Annotated in this window: 9 protein-coding genes and 1 pseudogene; all 10 read left to right on the plus strand. The window is 65.5% G+C overall.

Features of this window, described 5'->3' with window-relative positions; all coding sequences use genetic code 11:
* Positions 1-89 precede the first annotated feature (89 nt).
* The gene (locus tag FHY18_RS10350) at positions 90-1,061 is read left to right on the plus strand and encodes a LysR family transcriptional regulator (protein ID WP_259153921.1); all 972 of its coding nucleotides are present in this window, start codon (positions 90-92) and stop codon (positions 1,059-1,061) included.
* A gap of 256 nt (positions 1,062-1,317) precedes the next feature.
* Positions 1,318-4,251: a TonB-dependent receptor gene (locus tag FHY18_RS10355; RefSeq protein ID WP_259153922.1), complete on the plus strand. Its 2,934-nt coding sequence runs from the start codon at positions 1,318-1,320 to the stop codon at positions 4,249-4,251.
* 332 nt (positions 4,252-4,583) lie between these two features.
* Positions 4,584-7,304, plus strand: a complete 2,721-nt coding sequence (locus FHY18_RS10360) for a TonB-dependent receptor (protein WP_259153923.1) — start codon at positions 4,584-4,586, stop codon at positions 7,302-7,304.
* Positions 7,305-7,415: 111 nt separating this feature from the next.
* The gene (locus FHY18_RS10365; RefSeq protein ID WP_259153925.1) at positions 7,416-9,674 is read left to right on the plus strand and encodes a cellulase; all 2,259 of its coding nucleotides are present in this window, start codon (positions 7,416-7,418) and stop codon (positions 9,672-9,674) included.
* A 106-nt stretch (positions 9,675-9,780) separates the two neighbouring features.
* On the plus strand, positions 9,781-11,697 hold the full coding sequence (locus FHY18_RS10370) for a sialate O-acetylesterase (RefSeq protein ID WP_259153926.1): 1,917 nt from the start codon (positions 9,781-9,783) through the stop codon (positions 11,695-11,697).
* 83 nt (positions 11,698-11,780) lie between these two features.
* Entirely contained in the window at positions 11,781-13,451 is a 1,671-nt protein-coding gene (gene galD, locus FHY18_RS10375; protein ID WP_276577235.1) for a GH35 family beta-galactosidase GalD, read from the plus strand.
* Between the two features lie 59 nt (positions 13,452-13,510).
* Positions 13,511-16,414 carry a TIM-barrel domain-containing protein gene (locus tag FHY18_RS10380; RefSeq protein WP_259153929.1) on the plus strand — a complete coding sequence of 968 codons (2,904 nt, stop codon included), beginning with the start codon at positions 13,511-13,513 and terminating at the stop codon, positions 16,412-16,414.
* 91 nt (positions 16,415-16,505) lie between these two features.
* Positions 16,506-18,878, plus strand: a complete 2,373-nt coding sequence (locus tag FHY18_RS10385; protein WP_259154077.1) for a glycoside hydrolase family 95 protein — start codon at positions 16,506-16,508, stop codon at positions 18,876-18,878.
* Positions 18,875-20,368 (plus strand): xylulokinase, encoded by a 1,494-nt coding sequence (xylB, locus tag FHY18_RS10390; RefSeq protein WP_259153932.1) that lies wholly within the window; start codon positions 18,875-18,877, stop codon positions 20,366-20,368. Before FHY18_RS10385 ends, xylB begins: the two co-directional genes overlap by 4 nt.
* Before the next feature lie 36 nt (positions 20,369-20,404).
* Positions 20,405-20,982: pseudogene (locus tag FHY18_RS10395) on the plus strand (xylose isomerase); the annotation flags it as partial.

Consider the following 20,982-nt stretch of genomic DNA (forward strand, 5'->3'; position numbering starts at 1 on the left):
GCTAGCCTCGCCCGGGGAGATATGTGCTGCAAATGAAATTTTCGGCATATTCTATTCCTCCGACGAATACACGGCCGTAACCGCAACCCATGGCAAATTCCGGTACTCCCTGGTTCAACGCAGCCCGCCTCAAGACCCGCCAACTCCTGTTGCTGCTGCATCTGCACGAACAACGCTCGGTGCTGCGCGCGGCAGAGGCCGCCAGCATGACCCAACCGGCCGCCTCCAAGCTGCTGGCCGAGATGGAAGACATGCTGGGGGTGAAATTGTTCGAGCGGCATGCCCGCGGTGTCGAGCCCACCTGGTACGGTCATGTGCTGATCCGGCGCGCCCGCGCGGCGATGTCGGAGATCGGCCGGGCCCAGGAAGAAATCGCCGCGCTGCGCGCCGGCCGCATGGGCCAGGCGTCGATCGGGACCGTGGTCAATCCAGGGACCAACCTGGTGCCGCAGGCGATCGCCGAGGTCAAACGCGAGTTCCCGGACATCCTGGTGCGGGTGGAGATGGACTACAGCCGGCCGTTGGTGGCGAAATTGCTCGATGGTCAGCTGGATATCGTGATCGGCCGCATCCTGGGCCCGGAAGGCGTGGGCGAGCTGGAGTTTGAGCCGCTGGCCGATGAGCCGCATTCGGTGATCGCACGTGCCGGCCACCCGCTGGCCAGCCGGGTCGGTCTGCAGCATGCGGACCTGGTACGGCACGGCTGGATCCTGCCGCCGGCCGACAGCGTCTTGCGCGCACGGCTGGACTCGATGTTCATGGAGCACGGCGTGCAGACGCCGACCAATGCCATCGAAACCTCGTCGTTGCCGGTGACCTCGACCCTGTTGCGTGGCACCGACATGCTGACCGCGTTGCCGGTGGAGTCGGTGGCGCCGCTGATCCAGGCCAAGTTGCTGACGGTGCTGCCGATCGAACTGGGGGTGCGGATGGAATCGTTCGGCATCATCCGTCGGCGCGATTACATCCTGCCGCCCGGCGCCGAGCGCATCCTGCAGGCGCTGCGGACCACCGCACGGCGTTTGTACCCCGGTCTGCGTGGGCCGGAATCCCTTGGCTAGCGGGCTCTTCCATTTGTATTCCCTGAGGTAATACCAGTCCGTGAATTTTTCATTGGCTGGCGCTAGACCGTGCGCCTATATCTGTGCGCCAGATCGCACGCTGAAGCGCACGTGAAGTCGGGCAGGTGATCGGCGGGCAAACCGCCAGAGAGAGCGGGGGCGGGCGTTCGCGTCGGCTCCCGCATGATCCCGCGGGCCGCGCCACGGCGCCGCGACAACCAGTCTTCAGTCGTCTAGCGTCCTGGGAGGGATTCGGATGTACAAGTTTTCAAGCCATGCCTCGGCAGGGACGGGCGTGCACGCACGTCGTACCCCGCGTTTGCGTCATTCGGCCATGGCCGTCAGCATCGGGTTGCTGCTCGCCGCCCCTGCGTACGCGCAACGGGCGCCGTCCCCGCAGACCGCTCCCGCCACCAACGCCGGCGCCAGCGCGGTGGATCTGGATACGGTGGAAGTGCGCGGTGTGCGCGCCAGCCTGATCAAGTCGCAGGTGATCAAGCGCGACTCCACCCAGATCGTGGATTCGGTCAGCGCCGAAGACATCGGCGCGCTGCCCGACCGCAGCGTCACCGAAACCCTGCAGCGCGTCAGCGGCGTGACCATCGACCACTTCGCCGCACGCAGCGATCCGGACCATTTCTCCGCCGAAGGCAGCGGGGTGATGATCCGCGGACTGACCCAGGTGCGCGGCGAACTCAATGGGCGCGACATCTTCAGCGCCGCCAGCGGCCGCGGCCTGAGTTTCGAAGACGTGCCGGCCGAGTTGATGGCCGGCGTGGACGTGTACAAGAACCCCTCGGCGGAAATCATCGAAGGCGGCCTGGGCGGCACGGTCAATCTGCGCACGCGCATGCCGTTCGACAATCCGGGCCGCATTGTCGGCGGCAATGTCGACGTCAACTACGGCGACATGAGCAAGAAGTACAAGCCCTCGGCCTCGTTCCTGTTCAGCGATCGCTGGCAGACCGGCGTCGGCGAAATGGGCTTCATGATCGACATCGCGCATTCGGAACTTGCCACGCGCTCGGACGGCATCCAGGTGGAGCCGTATGTGCGCCGCACCGACGACGCGGTGCTGGCCGGCAGCGGGCGTACCGAGGTCTACGTGCCCGGTGGCGTCAACTGGCGTCAGCTGGATTTCGAACGCAAGCGCGACGGTATCGCCGCAGCGTTCCAGTGGAAGCCCAGCGACCAGACCGAGATCTACGCGCAATACCTGCGGTCGCGTTACGACATGAACTGGCAGGAGCGCGCGGCGTTCTTCAACGACAGCAACAACAGCATCAGTCCGGCACCGGGCACCACCTTCCAGTACGACCAGGACGGCGTATTCCAGCGCGGTTCGCCGGTGTCCAATTCCTGGCGCGGCGTGCTGACCGGCGATGGCGTGCGTTTCAATACCGACAACCGCTACTCCGATCAGCAGACCACCACCTCGGATCTGTCGGTGGGCTTCAGCCATTACTTCAACGACAACCTGCAGATCAAGGGCGATGTGCAGCTGGTGCAGTCGGACAACGACCAGCTGGACTTCACCGTGTTCAGCGCGACCTACCTGCCCGGGTTGACCTATGACGTGTCGGGCAAGTACCCGCGCGTGGACATCGCCAACCAGGGCTTCCCCCAGGACCCGTCCAATTATTTCTGGGCGGCGGCGATGGATCACCTGGGCAAGAACCGTGGACGTCAGCTCTCCACGCGGGTGGACCTGGAATACACCTTCCAGGACAGCAGCTGGCTGCGGTTTGCGCGCTTTGGCATGCGCGCCACCGACCGCAACCAGACCAACAAGAACTCCGGCTACAACTGGGGCGTGTTGTCGGACAACTGGGCGGCGATCCCCGGCAGCGCCACGGGGCTGGCGGACATGTCGCAGTACCTGCCCGACGAGTCGTCGCAGTTCACCTTCAAGAACTTCTTTCGTGGCGGGGTGAACGTGCCCACCACGCTGGTGGTGCCCAACGGTGGGCTGGTCAAGAACTACCGGCGCGCATCGGAGCTGCTGCAGCAGCAGATCGTGGCATTGCGTGGATGGGGTTGGGCGCCGGATAGCTACCAGCCGCAGGACACCAACCGCCAGTTCGAGCGCACCCAGGCCGCCTACGCTGCGCTGTATTTTGGTAACGACGAAGCATGGGGCGTGCCGGTGGACGGCAATATCGGCGTGCGCATCGTGCAGACCAAGACCCAGGCCGAAGGCTTCGGTCAGTTTCAGGATCTGTCCGGTCTGAACGTGTCGCCGGAGCTGCAGGCCCGCTACACCGGCCAGTACTTCGACAACAACTCGCAGGGCAGCTACACCAACGTGCTGCCGAGCTTGAACATGCGTTTCCGCTTCACCGACACCTTGCAGTGGCGCATTGCCGCGTCCAAGGCGATGGCGCGCCCGGACTACACCCAGTTGCAGCCGTACGTGCTGCTCAACGTGGAAACCGACGACGCCGGCAATGCGACCAACTTCGTCGGCACTGCGGGCAACCCGACCCTCAAGCCGATGACCGCCAACCAGTTCGACACCGCACTGGAGTGGTACTTCGATACCAGCGACATGCTGTACACCACGCTGTTCTACAAGAAGGTCAAGGATTACTTCTCCACCCAGACCCGCAGCGAGACCTACGACAACCGCGAGTGGCTGGTGACCCGCCCCTACAACACCGACGAAGGCACCATCCGCGGTGCCGAAGTGGGCTACACGCAGTTCTTCGACCAGTTGCCGGGCTGGATGAGCGGCTTCGGCATCAATGCCAACTTCACCTTCGTCGACAGCAAGGGCGGGGCCAATACCGCCATCGACCCGTACACCCGCACCACGGTGACCGGCGTCGAGCTGCCGCTGGAAGGCTTGTCGCGGCGTAGCTACAACCTGGCCGGCATCTATGAAAAAGGCCCGCTGTCGCTGCGTCTGGCCTACAACTGGCGCTCACGGTATTTGCTGACCACCAGCGACGCGGCCACGCGCCTGCCGACCTGGGCCGACGACTACGGCCAGCTCGACGGCTCGTTCTTCTATCGCTTCAACGAACATCTGCAGCTGGGCGTGCAGGCCAACAACCTCACCAACACGGTGACCAAGGTGCTGATGGGCCCGACCTCGTACGCCGATGGCGAAGTGGACCCGCGCCTTTACACGCGCTCGTCCTTCGTCAACGACCGCCGCTATTCGCTGGTGCTGCGCATGAACTGGTAAGTGCGCCCGGTCACGGCCCGGCTGTGCGCTGATCGGCATGGTCGAGCCCGTTGCCCGGGATTCGGTAGGTCTGGCCTGTAATGCCGGACCTACCGGGTTTGCCGTGCTTGATATAGTTTTAACGAATACCTTTCCAGGAATATTTCATTGGTGTGGCATGACGGCAGCGCCCTATGCTCCCGCCGCAGCCGCAGGTCTGCCCGCCAGGGCGACCGCGCATCCACACCTGCCGGTCTTCCGGTGGCGGATGCGGGCCAGCAACAACGACGGGCAGGGCGTTCGCGCACCGGCCCGCTAAAACGAGTAGTACATGCGTCCTGGGAGGGAGCACCATGTCAGTGCAAAATCGCCACATTCCGGCAGGCCGGGCTGTGGGTCAGCGTTCGATCCGTGATTTCCGCCGCTCCGTGATGGCCATCAGTGTGGCCACGCTGTTGAGCGCGCAGGCCTATGCGCAGGATGCGACCACCACTGCCGCGCCCGCATCGGACGCGACGACCCAGCAGCTGGACACCGTGCAGGTCACCGGCACGCGCAGCAGCGTCACCAAGGCGCAGCTGGTCAAGCAGAACGCCGAGCAGATCGTCGATTCGATCGTCGCCGAAGACATCGGCAAGCTGCCCGACAACAACGTGGCCGAGGCGCTGCAGCGCATCTCCGGCATCCAGATTTCGCGCAACTACGGCGAAGGCAGCTCGATCGCCATCCGCGGCCTGACCCAGGTGCGTACCGAACTCAATGGCCGCGACATCTTCACTGCCAACGACGGCCGTGGCCTGAGCTTCGAAGACGTGTCGGCCGAGTTGCTCGGCGGCGTCAATGTCTACAAGAATCCGTCTGCCGACATGATCGAAGGTGGCCTGGGCGGCACCGTCGACCTGCGCACGCGTCTGCCGTTCGATTACGACGGCCGCAAGATCGCCGGCAGCGTGCAGTACAACTATTACGACCTGGCAGACGACGGCAAGCCGGCGTTCTCGGGCCTGTTCAGCGATCGCTGGCAGACCGGGATCGGCGAGATCGGCATCCTGGTGAACTACTCGCAGCAAAAGAGCCCGTTCCGCCAGGACACCATCTCGATCGAACCGTGGTACACCCAGACCGATCTGCCCGGCTATGAAGGCCAGGAGATCTCGGTGCCGCATGGCGCCGGCATCAACACCACCGTCGGCGAGCGCGAGCGCAAGACCGGCGCGTTTGCGATGCAGTGGCGCCCGAACGATGCGGTCGAGGTCTATACGCAGGTGCTGCGTTCGGACTACGACTTCAGCTGGCACGATTATTCGTTCTTCGCGTTGACCGGCGCCAACCCGATGCAGGGCACGCCCGGCATCCAGGTCAACGACCGCAACGAGTTCGTCAACGGCACCTTCCAGAACGTGCCGGCCGACTCCAATACCAGCCTGACCGAGCGGCATTCGGTGACCACCGATTACTCGCTGGGCGCCAAGTGGACGGTCAACGAAAAGCTGACCCTGAGCACCGACTTCCAGTACGTCGACGCCACCACCACCGGCACGCGCTACATCGTGGCGACCGGCCTGAACAACACGCCGTTCTTCAACGTCGACTTCCGTGGCGACCTGCCCAAGCTGTCGGTGACCGACGCCAGCGGGGCAGAGGGCTTCCTGGCCGACCAGAACAACTACAACGGCTGGCGCTGGCACCTGGACAACAAGGACGACAACAAGGGCACCGAGTTCGCCTGGCGTTCGGACATGGATCTGGCGTTCGACAGCGATTTCGTGCGCAGCTTCAAGGCTGGCGTGCGTTACACCGACCGCGATGCCGAGACCAAGGGCAACGTCTACCGCTTCATGTGCATCAATGGCTGCGCCGGCACGCCGTTCTCGCAGTTCCCCACAGTGGGCGTGGTGACCAACCCGATCACCGACTTCTTCCGCGGCAAGAGCAGCACCTTCGGCCCGACCTTGACCGCCTCCGATGCGGCCGTGGCCAACTACGAGGAGACGCTGGCCACCTTCGGCGGCACTCCGCTGGAATTTGCGCCCAACAACATCAATACGCAGAACGAAAAGACCTACGCGGCATACGGCGTGCTGCGCTTCGGCGTGGACGGCGACATCCCGTTCGACGGCAACATCGGTGTGCGCGTGGTGCGGACCGAAGTCGGCTCGCAGGGCGTGCGTACCGGTACCGACGCCGAAGGCGGCGGCCTGATTCCGGTCGACGCGCAGCAGACCTATACCGACGTGCTGCCGAGCCTGAACCTGCGTTGGATGCTGAGCGACCAGCTGCAGTGGCGTTTTGCGGCCTCGCGCGGTATTTCGCGCCCGACTTTCGATCGCCTCAACCCCAACCTGAGCCTGAGCACCGGCACCTCCAACGGCGCCTCGACCTTCACCGGCACCGCAGGTAACCCGAACCTGGAAGCGGTCAAGGCCGACCAGTTCGACACCGCGCTGGAGTGGTACTTCGGTCAGGGCTCGATGATGTACGGCACCCTGTTCTACAAGAAGGTCGAAGGCTTCATCGCCAATGCCGTCTTCAACGAGGTGTACGACGGCCAGGTGTGGCAGATCACCCGTCCGGTCAATGGCGACTCGGGCAAGATCCGCGGTGCGGAACTGGGTTACACGCAGTTCTTCGACTTCCTGCCGGGCTGGCTGAGCGGCTTCGGCCTGCAGACCAACTACACCTACGTCGACAGCGAGGCGCCGAGCCCGACTGCCACCGACACCAACGGCCAGTCGTTGACGGTGCCGCTGGAAGGCCTGTCCAAGAACAGCTACAACGCGATCCTGAGCTACGAAACCTCGCGCTTCCAGGGCCGTGTGGCCTATAACTGGCGCAGCGACTGGCTGGTGACCACCGCAGGCAACGGCACCGGCAATCTGCCGGTCTACAACAAGGGCTTCGGCCAGCTGGACGCCTCGCTGCGTTTCAACATCAATGATGTGTGGTCGATTTCGCTGGATGGCGTGAATCTGCTCGATACCCGCCGTGAAAGCTACCTGGGTAACGAGTCGCGCTACCGCGACTTCGTGATCAACGATCGTCGGTATGGCCTGACCTTGCGGGCCAGCCTGTAGAACGCGCCGTAGGAAGTGCGTCGCCGGTCCGGCGAGCTGTGCAGGCAGTTCGCTGGGCCGGTGTTTTTCCTATCGATGGGGTTGCCGTCGATCGCGAAGGGAGCCGGAGGAATGATCGCCATGATCGATCCGCCTACTAAGCGCCGCTTTTTCGCAGCACACGCGTGGCCGACTGCCGTTTGCCTGACGCTGGTGTTGCTCTTCATGACGTCTCACGTGTACGCGGCCGAGCCCGTCACGCAGGGGCCTTACCACTGGCGCAGCGTGGCCATTGGCGGTGGCGGCTTTGTCACCGGTGTAGTGTTTCATCCCGCCGAACGCGATCTTGCCTATGCGCGCACCGATGTCGGTGGTGCGTATCGCTGGGATGCGCATGTGCAGCAGTGGGTGGCGCTGACCGACTGGTTGGGCGCCGACGACTGGAACCTGATGGGCATCGATGCGTTCGCCATCGACCCCGGCAATCCCGATGCCCTCTATCTGGCGGCGGGCACCTACATGCACACGCGCGCCGGCACTGCGGCGGTGCTGCGTTCGTTCGATCGCGGCAAAAACTTCGAGCGCGCCGAGCTGCCGTTCAAGCTTGGTGGCAATCAGCTTGGCCGCGCCAATGGCGAGCGGCTGGCGGTGGACCCGCACGATGGCCGGGTGCTGTTGCTGGGCTCACGTGATGCAGGCCTGTGGCGCAGCGATGATCGCGGCGCGCACTGGGCGCGGGTGGAAGGATTTCCTGCCGAGGCGCTGGCCGCTGCCACTGCGCGCAACCATGTCGGACGCGAGCAGGCGGTGGGGATCGCCTTTGTCGTGTTCGACCCCGCCAGCGGCCGAGCTGGCAGTCCCACGCCACGGATCTACGTCGGCGTCTCCACCGCGCAGACCAGCCTGTATGTCTCCGACGATGCCGGTCGCACCTGGTCGGCGGTGGCCGGGCAGCCGCAGGGCTTGCGCCCCAGCCATATGGACGGCGGCCGCGATGGGCAGTGGTATCTCAGTTATGGCGATCAGCCCGGCCCGGACTTGATGGCCGGGGGGGCGTTGTGGAAGTACAGCCCGGCGCAGGGGCGCTGGAGCGAGATCAGCCCGATTCCGCAACCGGCCGATGGCGATGGTTTCGGCTGGGGCGCGGTGGCGGTGGACCCGCAGGATCCGCAGGTGCTGCTGGCCAGCACCTTCCGCCGGCGTGCGCCGCGCGATGAGCTGTTCCGCAGCGTCGACGGCGGCAAGCACTGGACGCCGCTGTTGGCCGATGCGGTGTTCGATCACAGCGCCGCGCCGTGGACCGCGCATGCCACACCGCACTGGATGGGCGCGCTGGCGATCGATCCGTTTGACGGCAACCACGCGCTGTTCGTCACCGGCTACGGCATCTGGGCCTCGCGCAACCTGCGCGATTTCGCCGTCAAGCGGCAGCCGTTGCAGTGGTGGTTCCAGGACCGTGGATTGGAAGAGACCGTGCCCCTGGACCTGCTCAGCCCGATGGGCGGTGCGCATCTGCTCAGCGCGCTGGGCGATATCGATGGATTCCGCCACGACGTGCTGGACACCGCGCAGCTGCAGTATGGTGGCCCGCGTCTGACCAACGGCGAGAGCATCGATGCTGCGGGGCAGGCGCCGCTGACCGTGGTGCGTAGCGGCACCGTGCGCGATCGTCGCAACAACGAGATCCGCGCGCTGGTGTCGCAGGATGGCGGCGCGCACTGGAGCGCCTTCACCAGCGAACCGCCGGCCGGGCAGGGTGCGGGCACCATTGCCATCGCAGCCGATGCATCGCAGGTGGTCTGGGCGCCCGCCAACGGCGGCAACTGGCGCACGGCCGATTTCGGCAAGCGCTGGCAGCGCGTGCAAGGGCTTCCTGATACTGCGGTGGTGGTGGCCGACCGTGTCGATGCACAGCGCTGGTATGCCGCCGACACCGTCAGCGGACGCTTTTATGAAAGTACCGACGGCGCGGCCAGCTTCCGCGATACCGGGCAACAGGTAGGCAACCCTGCGCGCGATGAGCGCGCGCGTCCGCAGCTGCGGCCCGACCCCTGGCGTGCCGGCGTGGTGTATCTGGCCAGTCCATCGCTGGGCGTGCTGCGCTGGCAGGACGCACGCATGCAGACCGTGTCCAAGCCGGATGAAGCGCGCTCGCTGGGCATCGGCAAGCCGCTGCGCGCGGGTGCACCGCCGGCGTTGTATCTGGCCGGGCGGGTGGCCGGTGTGGATGGTGTGTTCCGTTCCGACGACGAGGGCGCGCAGTGGCTGCGCATCAACGACGACGCGCACCGTTTCGGCAAGCCTTACAGCGTCACCGGCGACCCGCGACTTGCTGGTCGCGTCTACTTCGCCACCGGTGGCCGTGGCATCTTTTATGGCGACCCACGATGAGCGCTGCGTGCCTGCGCGCGGCATCGCGCTGCCGTACCTTGACCCGCTTTATCCCCCATCGCCTCGCTGCGCGCCGACTGGCCGCGCCGCTGCCGGAGATCACCGTATGACCGCACGTCTCGTTTGCCGCGCCTGCCTGCTGGCTCTGGCGCTGGCCAGCCCACTCGCGCTGGCCCAGCCGACCCTGCCGCTGTTGTTTGCCGATGGCGCAGTGTTGCAGCGCGACCAGCCCATGCCGGTGTGGGGTTGGGCATCGCCGAATGCCGCGATCACCGTCAGCTTCGATGGCAAGCGCGCCACCGCCAGGGCCGACGCGCAGGGCGCATGGAAGGTCACACTGCCGGCGCACACCGCCGGCGGCCCGTACGTGTTGAGCGTGCAGGGCGATGGCGGGCAGCTGCAGGTGCGCGATGTACTGGTCGGCGATGTCTGGCTTGCCAGCGGGCAATCGAATATGGAATGGCCACTGGCGCAGGCCAGCGATGGTCCGCAGGCGATGGCCGCCGCCAACGACCCGCAGTTGCGCCACTTCAAGGTGCCCAAGTCGTGGTCGTTGCAGCCGGAAACGCGCCTGACCGGTGGCGCGTGGAAAGCGGCCACGCCGGACACTGCCGGCGAGTTCACCGCGGTGGGGTATTTCTTCGCCAGGGAGCTGCGCGCCAGCACCGGCGTGCCGATCGGCATCGTCAACAGCACCTGGGGCGGCAGTTCGATCGAGGCGTGGATGGACGCCGCGTCGCTGGGTTTGAATGCCGAGCAGAACCAGGGCGCGATCGAGGCGATCAAGCAACGCGACGCTGCCGCACAGGCCGCCACCGGCAAGCGCATCGCGCGCTGGCCCAAGGTGGATGGCGACATGCCGCAGTGGCGCGAACCGACGTTCGACGACCGCGATTGGGACAGCATCCCGACCACCCAGCAGTGGGAATCCAGCGGGTACGACGGCATGGACGGCATCGCCTGGTACCGCACCACGGTGACACTGAGCGCGGCCGAGGCCAAGGCCGGCCTCACGCTGGGCGTGGGGCAGATCGACGATTCGGACATCACCTACGTCAATGGCCAGCAGGTCGGCACGACCGAAAAACAGTGGAACCTGCCGCGCGTCTACCAGGTGCCTGCCTCTGCCTTGCATGCAGGCGTCAACCACATCGCGGTGCGGGTGGAAGATCTCAGTGGCGGCGGCGGCATGCATGGCCCGGACGAGCAGCGCTTCGTGCAGACCAGCGCCGGTGCCAAGCGCGCGTTGGGCGGCTGGAAGTTCCGTCCCGCCGCCGTGCGCGTGTCGCTGACCGACAACAAGAACCAGCTGCCCACGCTGCTGTACAACCAGATGATCCATCCGCTGCAGCCGTTCCCGGTCAAGGGCGTGATCTGGTACCAGGGCGAAACCAATGCCAGCGACACCGGCGCGGTGAAGTACCGCGAACAATTTGCCGCGATGATCCAGCAATGGCGCGCCGAACGCGGGGCGAAAACGCTGCCGTTCCTGTGGGTGCAGCTGGCCAACTTCAAGGCCGGTGGCGACAAGGGCGAGCTGAGCCCGTGGGCGTTGTTGCGCGAGTCGCAGTCCAAGACGCTGGCGCTACCGGCGACTGGCCAGGCAGTGATCATCGATATCGGCAACCCCACCGACATCCATCCCACCAACAAGCGCGATGTCGGCCACCGCCTGGCGCTCGCCGCGCGGCACGTGGCCTACGGCCAGACGCTCGTCTACAGCGCACCGGTATTCAAGCGCGCGAGCTTTGAAGGCGGCAAGGCGGTGCTGACCTTCGATCTGCAGGGCAGTGCGCTGCAGGTCCGTGGTGGTGGCGCGGTGCAGGGCTTGCGCATCGCCGGTGCCGATCAGCGCTTTCATCCGGCGACCGCGCAGATCGAGGGCGACCGCGTGATCGTGCGCAGCGATGCGGTGCCTGCACCGGTTGCCGTGCGCTATGGCTGGAGCGAGAACCCCGACGACGCCAACCTGATCAATCGCGACGCACTTCCTGTTTCCCCCTTCCGCACCGATACCTGGTGACCAGGAGTCTTATGTCCATGCATTCCCCCGTTGCACGTGTGATTACTCCTTCCACTGCACGCCGCTGCCTGCGTCCGCTGCTGCTGTCCGCGCTGACACTGGCCCTGGCTGCATGCCAATCCGGCGAGCAGGCCGAACAGGCCAAACCTGCTGGCCCCGCACCGGCTGCCGGCACCGCAGCGACGGCACCTGCCACTGCGGCGGCGCCGGCAGCGCAGACACCGATGCCGCAGTTCGTCAGCAAGGACGGCAAGCATGCGTTGATGGTCGATGGCGCGCCATTCCTGATCCTGGGCGCGCAGGTCAACAATTCCAGCAACTACCCCGGCGTGATGGACAAGGTGTGGCCGGCCATGCAGGTGCTGGGTCCCAACACGGTGCAAGTGCCGATCGCCTGGGAACAGGTCGAGCCGGAAGAGGGCAAGTTCGATTTCTCCTTCGTCGATACGCTGCTCGCCCAGGCGCGCGAACACAAGGTGCGGCTGGTGCTGCTGTGGTTCGCTACCTGGAAGAACAATGGTCCGGCGTATGCCCCGCTGTGGGTCAAGGCCGACAACCAGCGCTTCCCGCGCGTGATCACCCGCGAGGGCAAGGCGATCGGCTCGCTGTCGCCACACGCACAGGCCACCCTGGACGCCGACCGCAAGGCGTTCGTCGCCTTCATGCAGCACCTGAAGAAGGTCGACCCGCAACACACCGTGATCATGATCCAGCCGGAGAACGAGCCGGGCACCTACGGCAGCGTGCGCGATTTCTCGCCGATGGCGCAAAAACTGTTCGACGGCCCGGTACCGGACGCATTGCTCAAGCGCTTGAACAAGCAGCCGGGCAACTGGGCGCAGGTGTTCGGCGCCGATGCCGATGAAATCTTCCATGCGTGGTCGATCGGCCGCTACATCGACCAGGTGGCCGAAGCCGGCAAGGCCGAATACCCGTTGCCGATGTACGTCAATGCCGCGCTGCGTGGCCCCTTCAATCCGGGTCAGCCCGGCCAGTACGCCAGCGGTGGCCCCACCGACAACGTGCTCGACGTGTGGAAGGCCGCCGGCCCGCATATCGATCTGCTGGCGCCGGACATCTACATGCCCGAATACCGCATGTACACCACGGTGCTGGAGCGCTATGCGCGCCCGGACAATGCCTTGTTCGTGGCCGAAACCGGCAACCGCCAGGAGTACGCGCGTTACCTGTATCCAACGCTGGGCCACAACGGCATCGGCTGGTCGGCCTTCGGCATGGATTACACGCGCTATTCCAACTACCCGCTGGGCGCCAAGCACGTCAACGAAGAAACACTGGCACCGTTCGCGCTGGGGTTCCAGGCCGTGCGCATGGGCATGCGCCCGTTCGCCAAGGCCGCGTCCGAAGGCAAGCTGCACGGCACCGCCGAAGAGCCCGGCCAGGCGGTGCAGGAGCTCAAGCTCAACGACCGCTGGGGCGCCACCATCACCTACGGCGTGCCGCAGTTCTGGTTCAAGGGCGAGCCGCCGGGCAACCCCGAGCCGATCGGCGCCGCCCTGATCGCCGAGCTGGGCCCGGATGAATTTCTGGTCACCGGCTACCACGTGCGCGTGACCTTGCACCCGGCCAGCGACGCGACGGCGAACATGTTCTACGACCGCGTCGAGGAAGGCGTGTACGACGGCGCCCAGTGGAAGTTCCAGCGCAACTGGAACGGCGACCAGACCGATTACGGCGTCAATTTTTCCAGCGTGCCGCAGCTGCTCAAGATCAAGCTCGCCACCTACAAATAATCAGCAACCCATGCGTTGCCGCCCCCGCGGCAGCGTTTCGCAATTCAAAGGGAGTGACCATGCAAACCACCATCCGTTCCGCCGGCGCCGCGCCTGCAAACCGACGTACACCGCTTGCCCATTGCCTGGCGTTGTCGCTGGCCCTGCTGGCCAATGCCGCGCATGCGCAGGAAGTGCGCAAGGCCGCCGATGGCGTCACCGTGGTGCCGAGCGCCAAGGGCGCCGCCCCGGTGCGCCTGCAGGTGGTCGATGCCGGCATCATCCGCGTCAGCGCCGACCCGGACGGCGACTTCGCACGCAGCCCCAGCCTGATGCGCGTGCCGGTGCAGGGCGATGGCGCCTTCCAGCTGGCCGAACAGGGCGACAGCGTGCAGCTGAAGACCGGCAAGGTCACCGCCACCGTGTCCACCGTCGATGGCCATGTCAGCTTCGCCGATGCCAATGGCAAGCCGGTGCTGTCGGAAGTGGCCGGCGGGCGCAGCTTTGCGCCGCTGAAGGTGGAAGGCAAGCAGTACCTGAGCGTGCGTCAGCGCTTCCAGTCGCCCGATGACGAAGCCCTGTACGGCTTCGGCCAGCACCAGCAGGGCTGGATGAACCAGAAGGGCCGCAACGTCGAGCTGCAGCAGAACAACATCGATATGGCGGTGCCCTACCTGGTGTCCAGCCGCAACTACGGCCTGCTATGGGACAACAACTCCATCAGCCGCCTGGGCGACCCGCGTGGCCTGCAGCCGCTGCCCAAGACGCTGAAGTTGTACGACGCCAGGGGCAAGGCCGGTGCGCTGACCGCGCGTTATGCGATCAATGGCAAGCAGATCGTCGAGCGTCGCGAGAGCGAGGTGAACTACCAGTACCTCAGCGACCTGACCAAGTATCCGAAGAAGGCGATCACCAAGGACAAGGACAGCCGCATGCAGGTCACCTGGGAGGGCGAGATCGAAGCGCTCACCGGTGGCGAGCACACCTTCTCGCTGTACTCGAGCGAGTACGCCAAGCTGTACGTGGACGGCAAGCTGATCATCGATCGCTGGCGCCAGAACTGGAACCCGTGGAATCACGAGTTCAAGCTGGAGCTGGAGCCGGGCACGCGCCACACCGTCAAGGTCGAGTGGGACCTGATCGACCCCAGCTACATCGCGCTGCTGCACCGCGACCCGCAGCCGGCGACCGAAGCCAAGGATCTGTCGCTGTGGTCCGAAGCCGGCCAGATGATCGACTACTACTTCGTCTCGGCCGATTCCTACGACCAGGCGGTGGCCGGCTACCGCGAGCTCACCGGCAAGTCGGTGATGCTGCCCAAGTGGGCCTACGGCTTCTGGCAGAGCCGCGAGCGTTACAAGAGCCAGGACGAGCTGGTGGGCGCGGTGGGCGAGTACCGCAAGCGCAAGCTGTCGCTGGACAACATCGTGCTCGACTGGTCGTACTGGCCCGAGAATGCCTGGGGCTCGCACGATTTCGACCCGCAGCACTTCCCCGATCCGGACGGCATGGTCAAGGCCGTGCACGACATGCATGCGCAGATCATGATTTCGATCTGGCCCAAGTTCTATCCCACCACCGCCAATTACAAGGAACTGGATGCCGCCGGTTTCATGTACAAGCGCAACGTGGAAGTGGGTGAGCTGGACTGGATCGGCAAGGGCTACAAGAACTCTTTCTACGATCCGTATTCGGAAAAGGCGCAGGCAATCTACTGGCGCCAGGTCAACGAAAAGCTCAACAGCAAGGGCTTCGATGCCTGGTGGATGGACGCCGACGAACCGGACGTGCATTCCAACCTGGACATCGGCGAGCGCAAGGCGCGCACCACGCCCAACGCGCTGGGCTCGTCCACCGAATACTTCAACTCCTATCCGCTGCCGCACACCCATGGCGTGTACGTGGGCGACCGTGCGGCCGACGACAAGCGCGTGTTCATCCTCTCGCGCAAGGGCTATGCAGGCACCCAGCGCAATGCGGTGGCGGTGTGGAGCGGTGACATCGTCTCGCGCTGGGACGATATGCGCGACCAGATCTCCGGTGGCGTCAACATGGCGCTGTCGGGCCTGCCCAACTGGACCTTCGACATCGGCGGCTTTGCGGTCGAGAAGCGCTACGAGAACCAGGACCCGGCGCATCTGCCGGAATGGCGCGAACTCAACACGCGCTGGTTCCAGTTCGGCGCCTTCGTGCCGATCTTCCGCTCGCACGGCCAGTTCCCGTACCGCGAAATCTGGAACATCGCTCCGGAAGGCACGCCGTTCTACGAGAGCATGGCGTACTACAACCGCCTGCGTTACGCATTGCTGCCGTACATCTACAGCCTGGCCGGCGATACCTACCAGCGCGATGGCGTGATCATGCGCGGCATGATGATGGACTTCCCGAACGACCCCAAGGTCCGCGACATCAACGACCAGTACCTGTTCGGGCCGGCGTTCCTGGTCGCACCGGTGACCCGCTTCGGCGCCACCTCGCGTCAGGTCTATCTGCCGGCCGGCAGCAGCTGGCTGGATTTCGCCACCGGCAAGCGCTACGAAGGTGGCCAGAGCATCGAAGCGGCCGCGCCGATCGAACGCATGCCGCTGTTCGTGCGTGCAGGCTCCATCGTGCCCACCGGCCCGGTGCAGGAATACGTGGACCAGAAGCCGGATGCGCCGCTGACGGTGGTGGTCTACACCGGTGCGGATGGCGAGTTCTCGCTGTACGAGGACGACGGCAAGGGCTATGGCTACGAAAAGGGCGAGTTCAGCCGCATTCCGCTGGTCTGGAACCAGGCCAAGGGCGAGCTGAGCATCGGCAAGCGCGAGGGCAGCTGGACCGGCATGCAGGCCAAGCGCACCATCAATGTGCGATTCGTCGATGGCCCGCGCGACGACGCCGGTGCGCTCGAGCCCAAGACCGACACCAGCATCCAGTACGACGGCAAGGCGGTCAGCGTGTTGCAGCGCAAGATTGCGTCCGGCAAAGCGCGTCGTCGATGATCGCAGGCTGTCTTCAGTCGATGAGCGAGCAGATGCCGGAACGCCGCAAGGCAGTCGCGGGCGGTTCCGGTGAGGCAGCACGGCGGTGGCCGTGCTGACCCGGCGCGAGCTGTGCAAGGCAACCGGGGCCGCGCTTGCGGTCCTGGGCGCCGCACCGGTTGCCGCGCAGGCTGCAGCGTCGTCGAAACACGCCGCGTTGCCGGCCGCCGCGCCCGCCGATGCATTGCAGCTGTGGTACCGCGAACCGGCCAACGAATGGGTGGAGGCTTTGCCGGTCGGCAATGGACGACTCGGCGCGATGGTGTGGGGCGGCATTGCCCACGAACGCCTGCAACTCAACGAAGACACGCTCTACGCCGGCGGCCCCTACGATTCCACCAGCCCGGAGGGATTGGCCGCGTTGCCGCAGGTGCGTGCGCTGATCTTTGCAGGGCGCTATGCCGAGGCCGAACAGCTGGCCGACGCCAAGCTGCTCTCGCGTCCGCTCAAGCAGATGCCGTATCAACCGCTCGGCGATCTGTTGCTGGATTTCGATCGTGCCGACGGCATCAGCGAGTACCGGCGCCAGCTGGATCTGGATACCGCGCTGGCCACCACCAGCTTCCGCTCCGGCGGCGCGCTGCATCGGCGCGAGGTGTTCGTTTCTGCGCAGTCGCAATGCATCGTGGTGCGTCTGTCGTGCGACCGCCCGCGCGCGATTTCCTTGCGTGTAGGCATCGACAGCCCGCAACGCGGCGAGGTCACGGCAGAGCAGGGCAGTTTGCTGTTCAGCGGCCGCAACGGCAGCTTTGCCGGCATCGACGGCAAGTTGCGCTTTGCGCTGCGCGTGTTGCCGCAGGTCAAAGGCGGCACGGTGACCGCATTGCGCGATCGCTTGCGTATCGAGGGCGCCGATGAAGTGGTGTTGCTGCTCACCGCAGCCACCAGCTACCAGCGTTACGACATGGTCGATGGCGACCCGCTTGCGCTCACCGCAGCCAGCATGCAGAAGGCGGGCAAGCTGGACTACGCGGCATTGCTGCGTGCGCACCTGGCCGATCACCAGCGCCTGTTCCGGCGCGTGGCGATCGACCTGGGTACCAGCGAAGCGGCAGCGCTGCCCACCGATCAACGTGTGCAGCAGTTTGCCGGCGGCGACGACCCGGCATTGGCTGCGCTCTATCATCAATACGGTCGCTATCTGTTGATCTGCAGCTCGCGGCCCGGCACCCAGCCGGCCAACCTGCAGGGCATCTGGAACGACCTGATGCAGCCGCCGTGGGAAAGCAAGTACACCATCAACGTCAACACCGAGATGAACTACTGGCCCAGCGAGGCCAACGCACTGCACGAGTGCGTGGAACCGCTGGAATCCATGCTGTTCGACCTGGCCAGGACCGGCGCGCATACCGCACGTGCGCTCTATGGTGCGCCGGGCTGGGTGGTGCACAACAACACCGATCTATGGCGCCAGGCCGGGCCGATCGATGGCGCCAAGTGGAGCCTGTGGCCGATGGGCGGGGTGTGGCTGCTGCAACAGCTCTGGGACCGCTGGGACTACGGGCGCGACCGTGCGTACCTGAGCAAGATCTACCCTTTGTTCAAGGGCGCGGCTGAGTTCTTCGTCGCCACGCTGGTGCGCGACCCGCAGACCGGTGCGATGGTGACCAACCCGTCGATGTCGCCGGAAAACCAGCATCCGTTCGGTGCCGCCCTCTGCGCCGGCCCGACCATGGATGCGCAGCTGTTGCGCGATCTGTTCGCGCAGTGCATCGCGATGAGCAAGCTGCTGAAGGTGGATGCGGAGTTCGCGCAACAATTGAGCACGCTGCGCGAGCAATTGCCGCCCAACCGCATCGGCAAGGCCGGGCAGTTGCAGGAATGGCAGCAGGACTGGGACATGCAAGCGCCGGAGATCCATCACCGGCACGTCTCGCACCTGTACGCGCTGCATCCGTCCAGCCAGATCAATCTGCGCGACACGCCGGAGCTTGCCGCCGCCGCAAAGCGCACGCTGGAAACGCGCGGCGACAACACCACCGGCTGGGGCATCGGCTGGCGCCTGAATCTTTGGGCACGGCTGGCCGATGGCGAGCATGCGTATCGCATCCTGCAACTGCTGATCTCGCCCGAGCGCACCTACCCGAACCTGTTCGACGCACATCCGCCGTTCCAGATCGACGGCAACTTCGGCGGTACCGCCGGCATTACCGAAATGCTGTTGCAAAGCTGGGGCGGCAGTGTGTTCCTGCTGCCGGCCCTGCCCAGCGCCTGGCCGCGCGGCAGCGTGCGTGGCTTGCGTGTGCGCGGCGGTGCCAGCGTGGATCTGGACTGGGATGCCGGTCGCTTGCAGCAGGCACGCCTGCACAGCGATCGTGGCGGGCGCTATCAACTGTCCTATGCAGGGCAGACCCTGGACCTGGAACTGGGCGCCGGCCGCACCCAGCAGGTGGGACTCAACAACAACCGATTGGTGAAGCAATGAGCTTGTACGTAGGACTGGACGTGGGCACGCAGAGCGTCAAGCTGGTGGCCTACGACGCGCAGGAGCGCGCGGTGGTCGCCACCATCGCCGCGCCGATGGAGCTGATCAGCCGCGACGATGGCACCCGCGAGCAACATGCGCAGTGGTGGATCGACGGCATCGTGCACTGCTTCGCGCAGCTCGACGGTGAGCAGCGTGCGCGCGTGCGCGGCATCTCGGTGTCGGGCCAGCAGCACGGCTTCGTACCGGTGGCTGCCGATGGCAGCGTCACCGCACCGGTCAAGCTATGGTGCGACACCAGCACCGCACTGGAATGCGACGAAATCATGGACGCGGTGGGCGGCGCGGCAGGCAGCGTGGCCGCCGCCGGCAACCCGATCATGGCCGGCTACACCGCCTCCAAGTTGCCGTGGACGCGCAAGCACCGGCCCGAGGCGTATGCGGCGATGACCACGGTGATGCTGCCGCACGACTACATCAACTTCTGGCTCACCGGCGAGCGCTTCGCCGAGGTGGGCGATGCCTCGGGCACTGGCTGGCTGGATGTACGCACGCGGCAATGGTCAGAGCGCATGTTGAGCGCAGTGGATGCGCAGCGCGATCTGCGCACTGCATTGCCGCCGCTGGTGGAGACCGGCGCGGTCTACGCCCTGTCCGATGCCGCTGCAGATGCGCTGAATCTGCCGGCCGGCGTGCGTGTCACCACCGGCGGCGGCGACAACATGATGGCCGCCATCGGCACCGGAAACGTGGTGCCTGGGCGCCTGACCATGAGCCTGGGCACCTCGGGCACCTTGTTCGCCTACGCCGATCACCCGGTGGTGGACGACGACGCACGCTGGGCCGCATTTTGCTCGTCCAGCGGCGGCTGGCTGCCGCTGATCTGCACCATGAACTGCACCGTCGCCACCGAGGCGGTGATGCGCATGTTCTCGATCACCCGCGAACAGACCGACGCCTTGATCGCCAGCACCACGCCGGGCGCAGATGGCCTGGTGCTGCTGCCGTTCTTCAACGGCGAGCGCACGCCCAATTTGCCGGACGCACGCGGCTGCCTGTTCGGCATGGACCTGCACAACACCACCGCCGCGCATTTCTATCGCGCCGCGATGGAAGGGGCGACCTACAGCCTGCGCAACGGCTTCGATGCCTTCGTCGCTGCCGGCCTGCAGTTCGATACCATCCTGCTCACCGGCGGCGGCAGCAAGAGCGCGCAGTGGCGGCAGATGGTGGCCGATATCTTCAACCTGCAGGTCGTGGTGCCGAGCCAGCCGGAAGGCGCTGCCTTCGGTGCCGCGCTGCAGGCCTTGTGGGCCTGCGATCGCGACGATGGTGGCGATGCCGCGTTGTCGGAGGTGGTGCTGGAGCATCTGCAGATCGATGAAGAGCTGTCGGCGCATCCCGATCCGCAGCGCGTGGCCCAATATCAGCAGCACTACCAAGCCTTCCTCAAGCACCTGCATGTCGTCAGCCCGCTCTACGCTGACTGATTCACCACTCCCCCAGAACCAAGGACATCACACCCCATGAGCAACACCGTTTACATCGGCGCGAAGGAATACTTCCCCGGCATCGGCAAGATCGGCTTCGAAGGCCGCGATTCCGACAACCCGCTGGCCTTCAAGGTCTACGACGCCAACAAGCAGGTCGGCGACAAGACCATGGCCGAGCACCTGCGCTTTGCCGTGGCCTACTGGCACAGCTTCTGCGGCAACGGCGCCGATCCGTTCGGCCCGGGCACGCGCGCGTATCCGTGGGATGTGGGCAACACCGCGTTGAATCGTGCCGAAGCCAAGGCCGATGCCGCATTCGAATTCTTCACCAAGCTCGGCGTGCCGTACTACTGCTTCCACGACGTGGACCTGTCGCCGGATGCCGACGACATCGGCGAGTACGAAAAGAATCTGAAGCACATGGTCGGCATCGCCAAGCAGCGCCAGGCCGACACCGGCATCAAGCTGCTGTGGGGCACCGCCAACCTGTTCTCGCACCCGCGCTACATGAACGGTGCATCCACCAACCCGGACTTCAACGTGGTGGCGCGTGCGGCCGTGCAGGTCAAGGCCGCGATCGATGCCACCGTGGAATTGGGCGGCGAGAACTA

The organism is Xanthomonas sp. 3793 (assembly GCF_024806835.1).
Lineage (GTDB): Bacteria > Pseudomonadota > Gammaproteobacteria > Xanthomonadales > Xanthomonadaceae > Xanthomonas > Xanthomonas arboricola_F.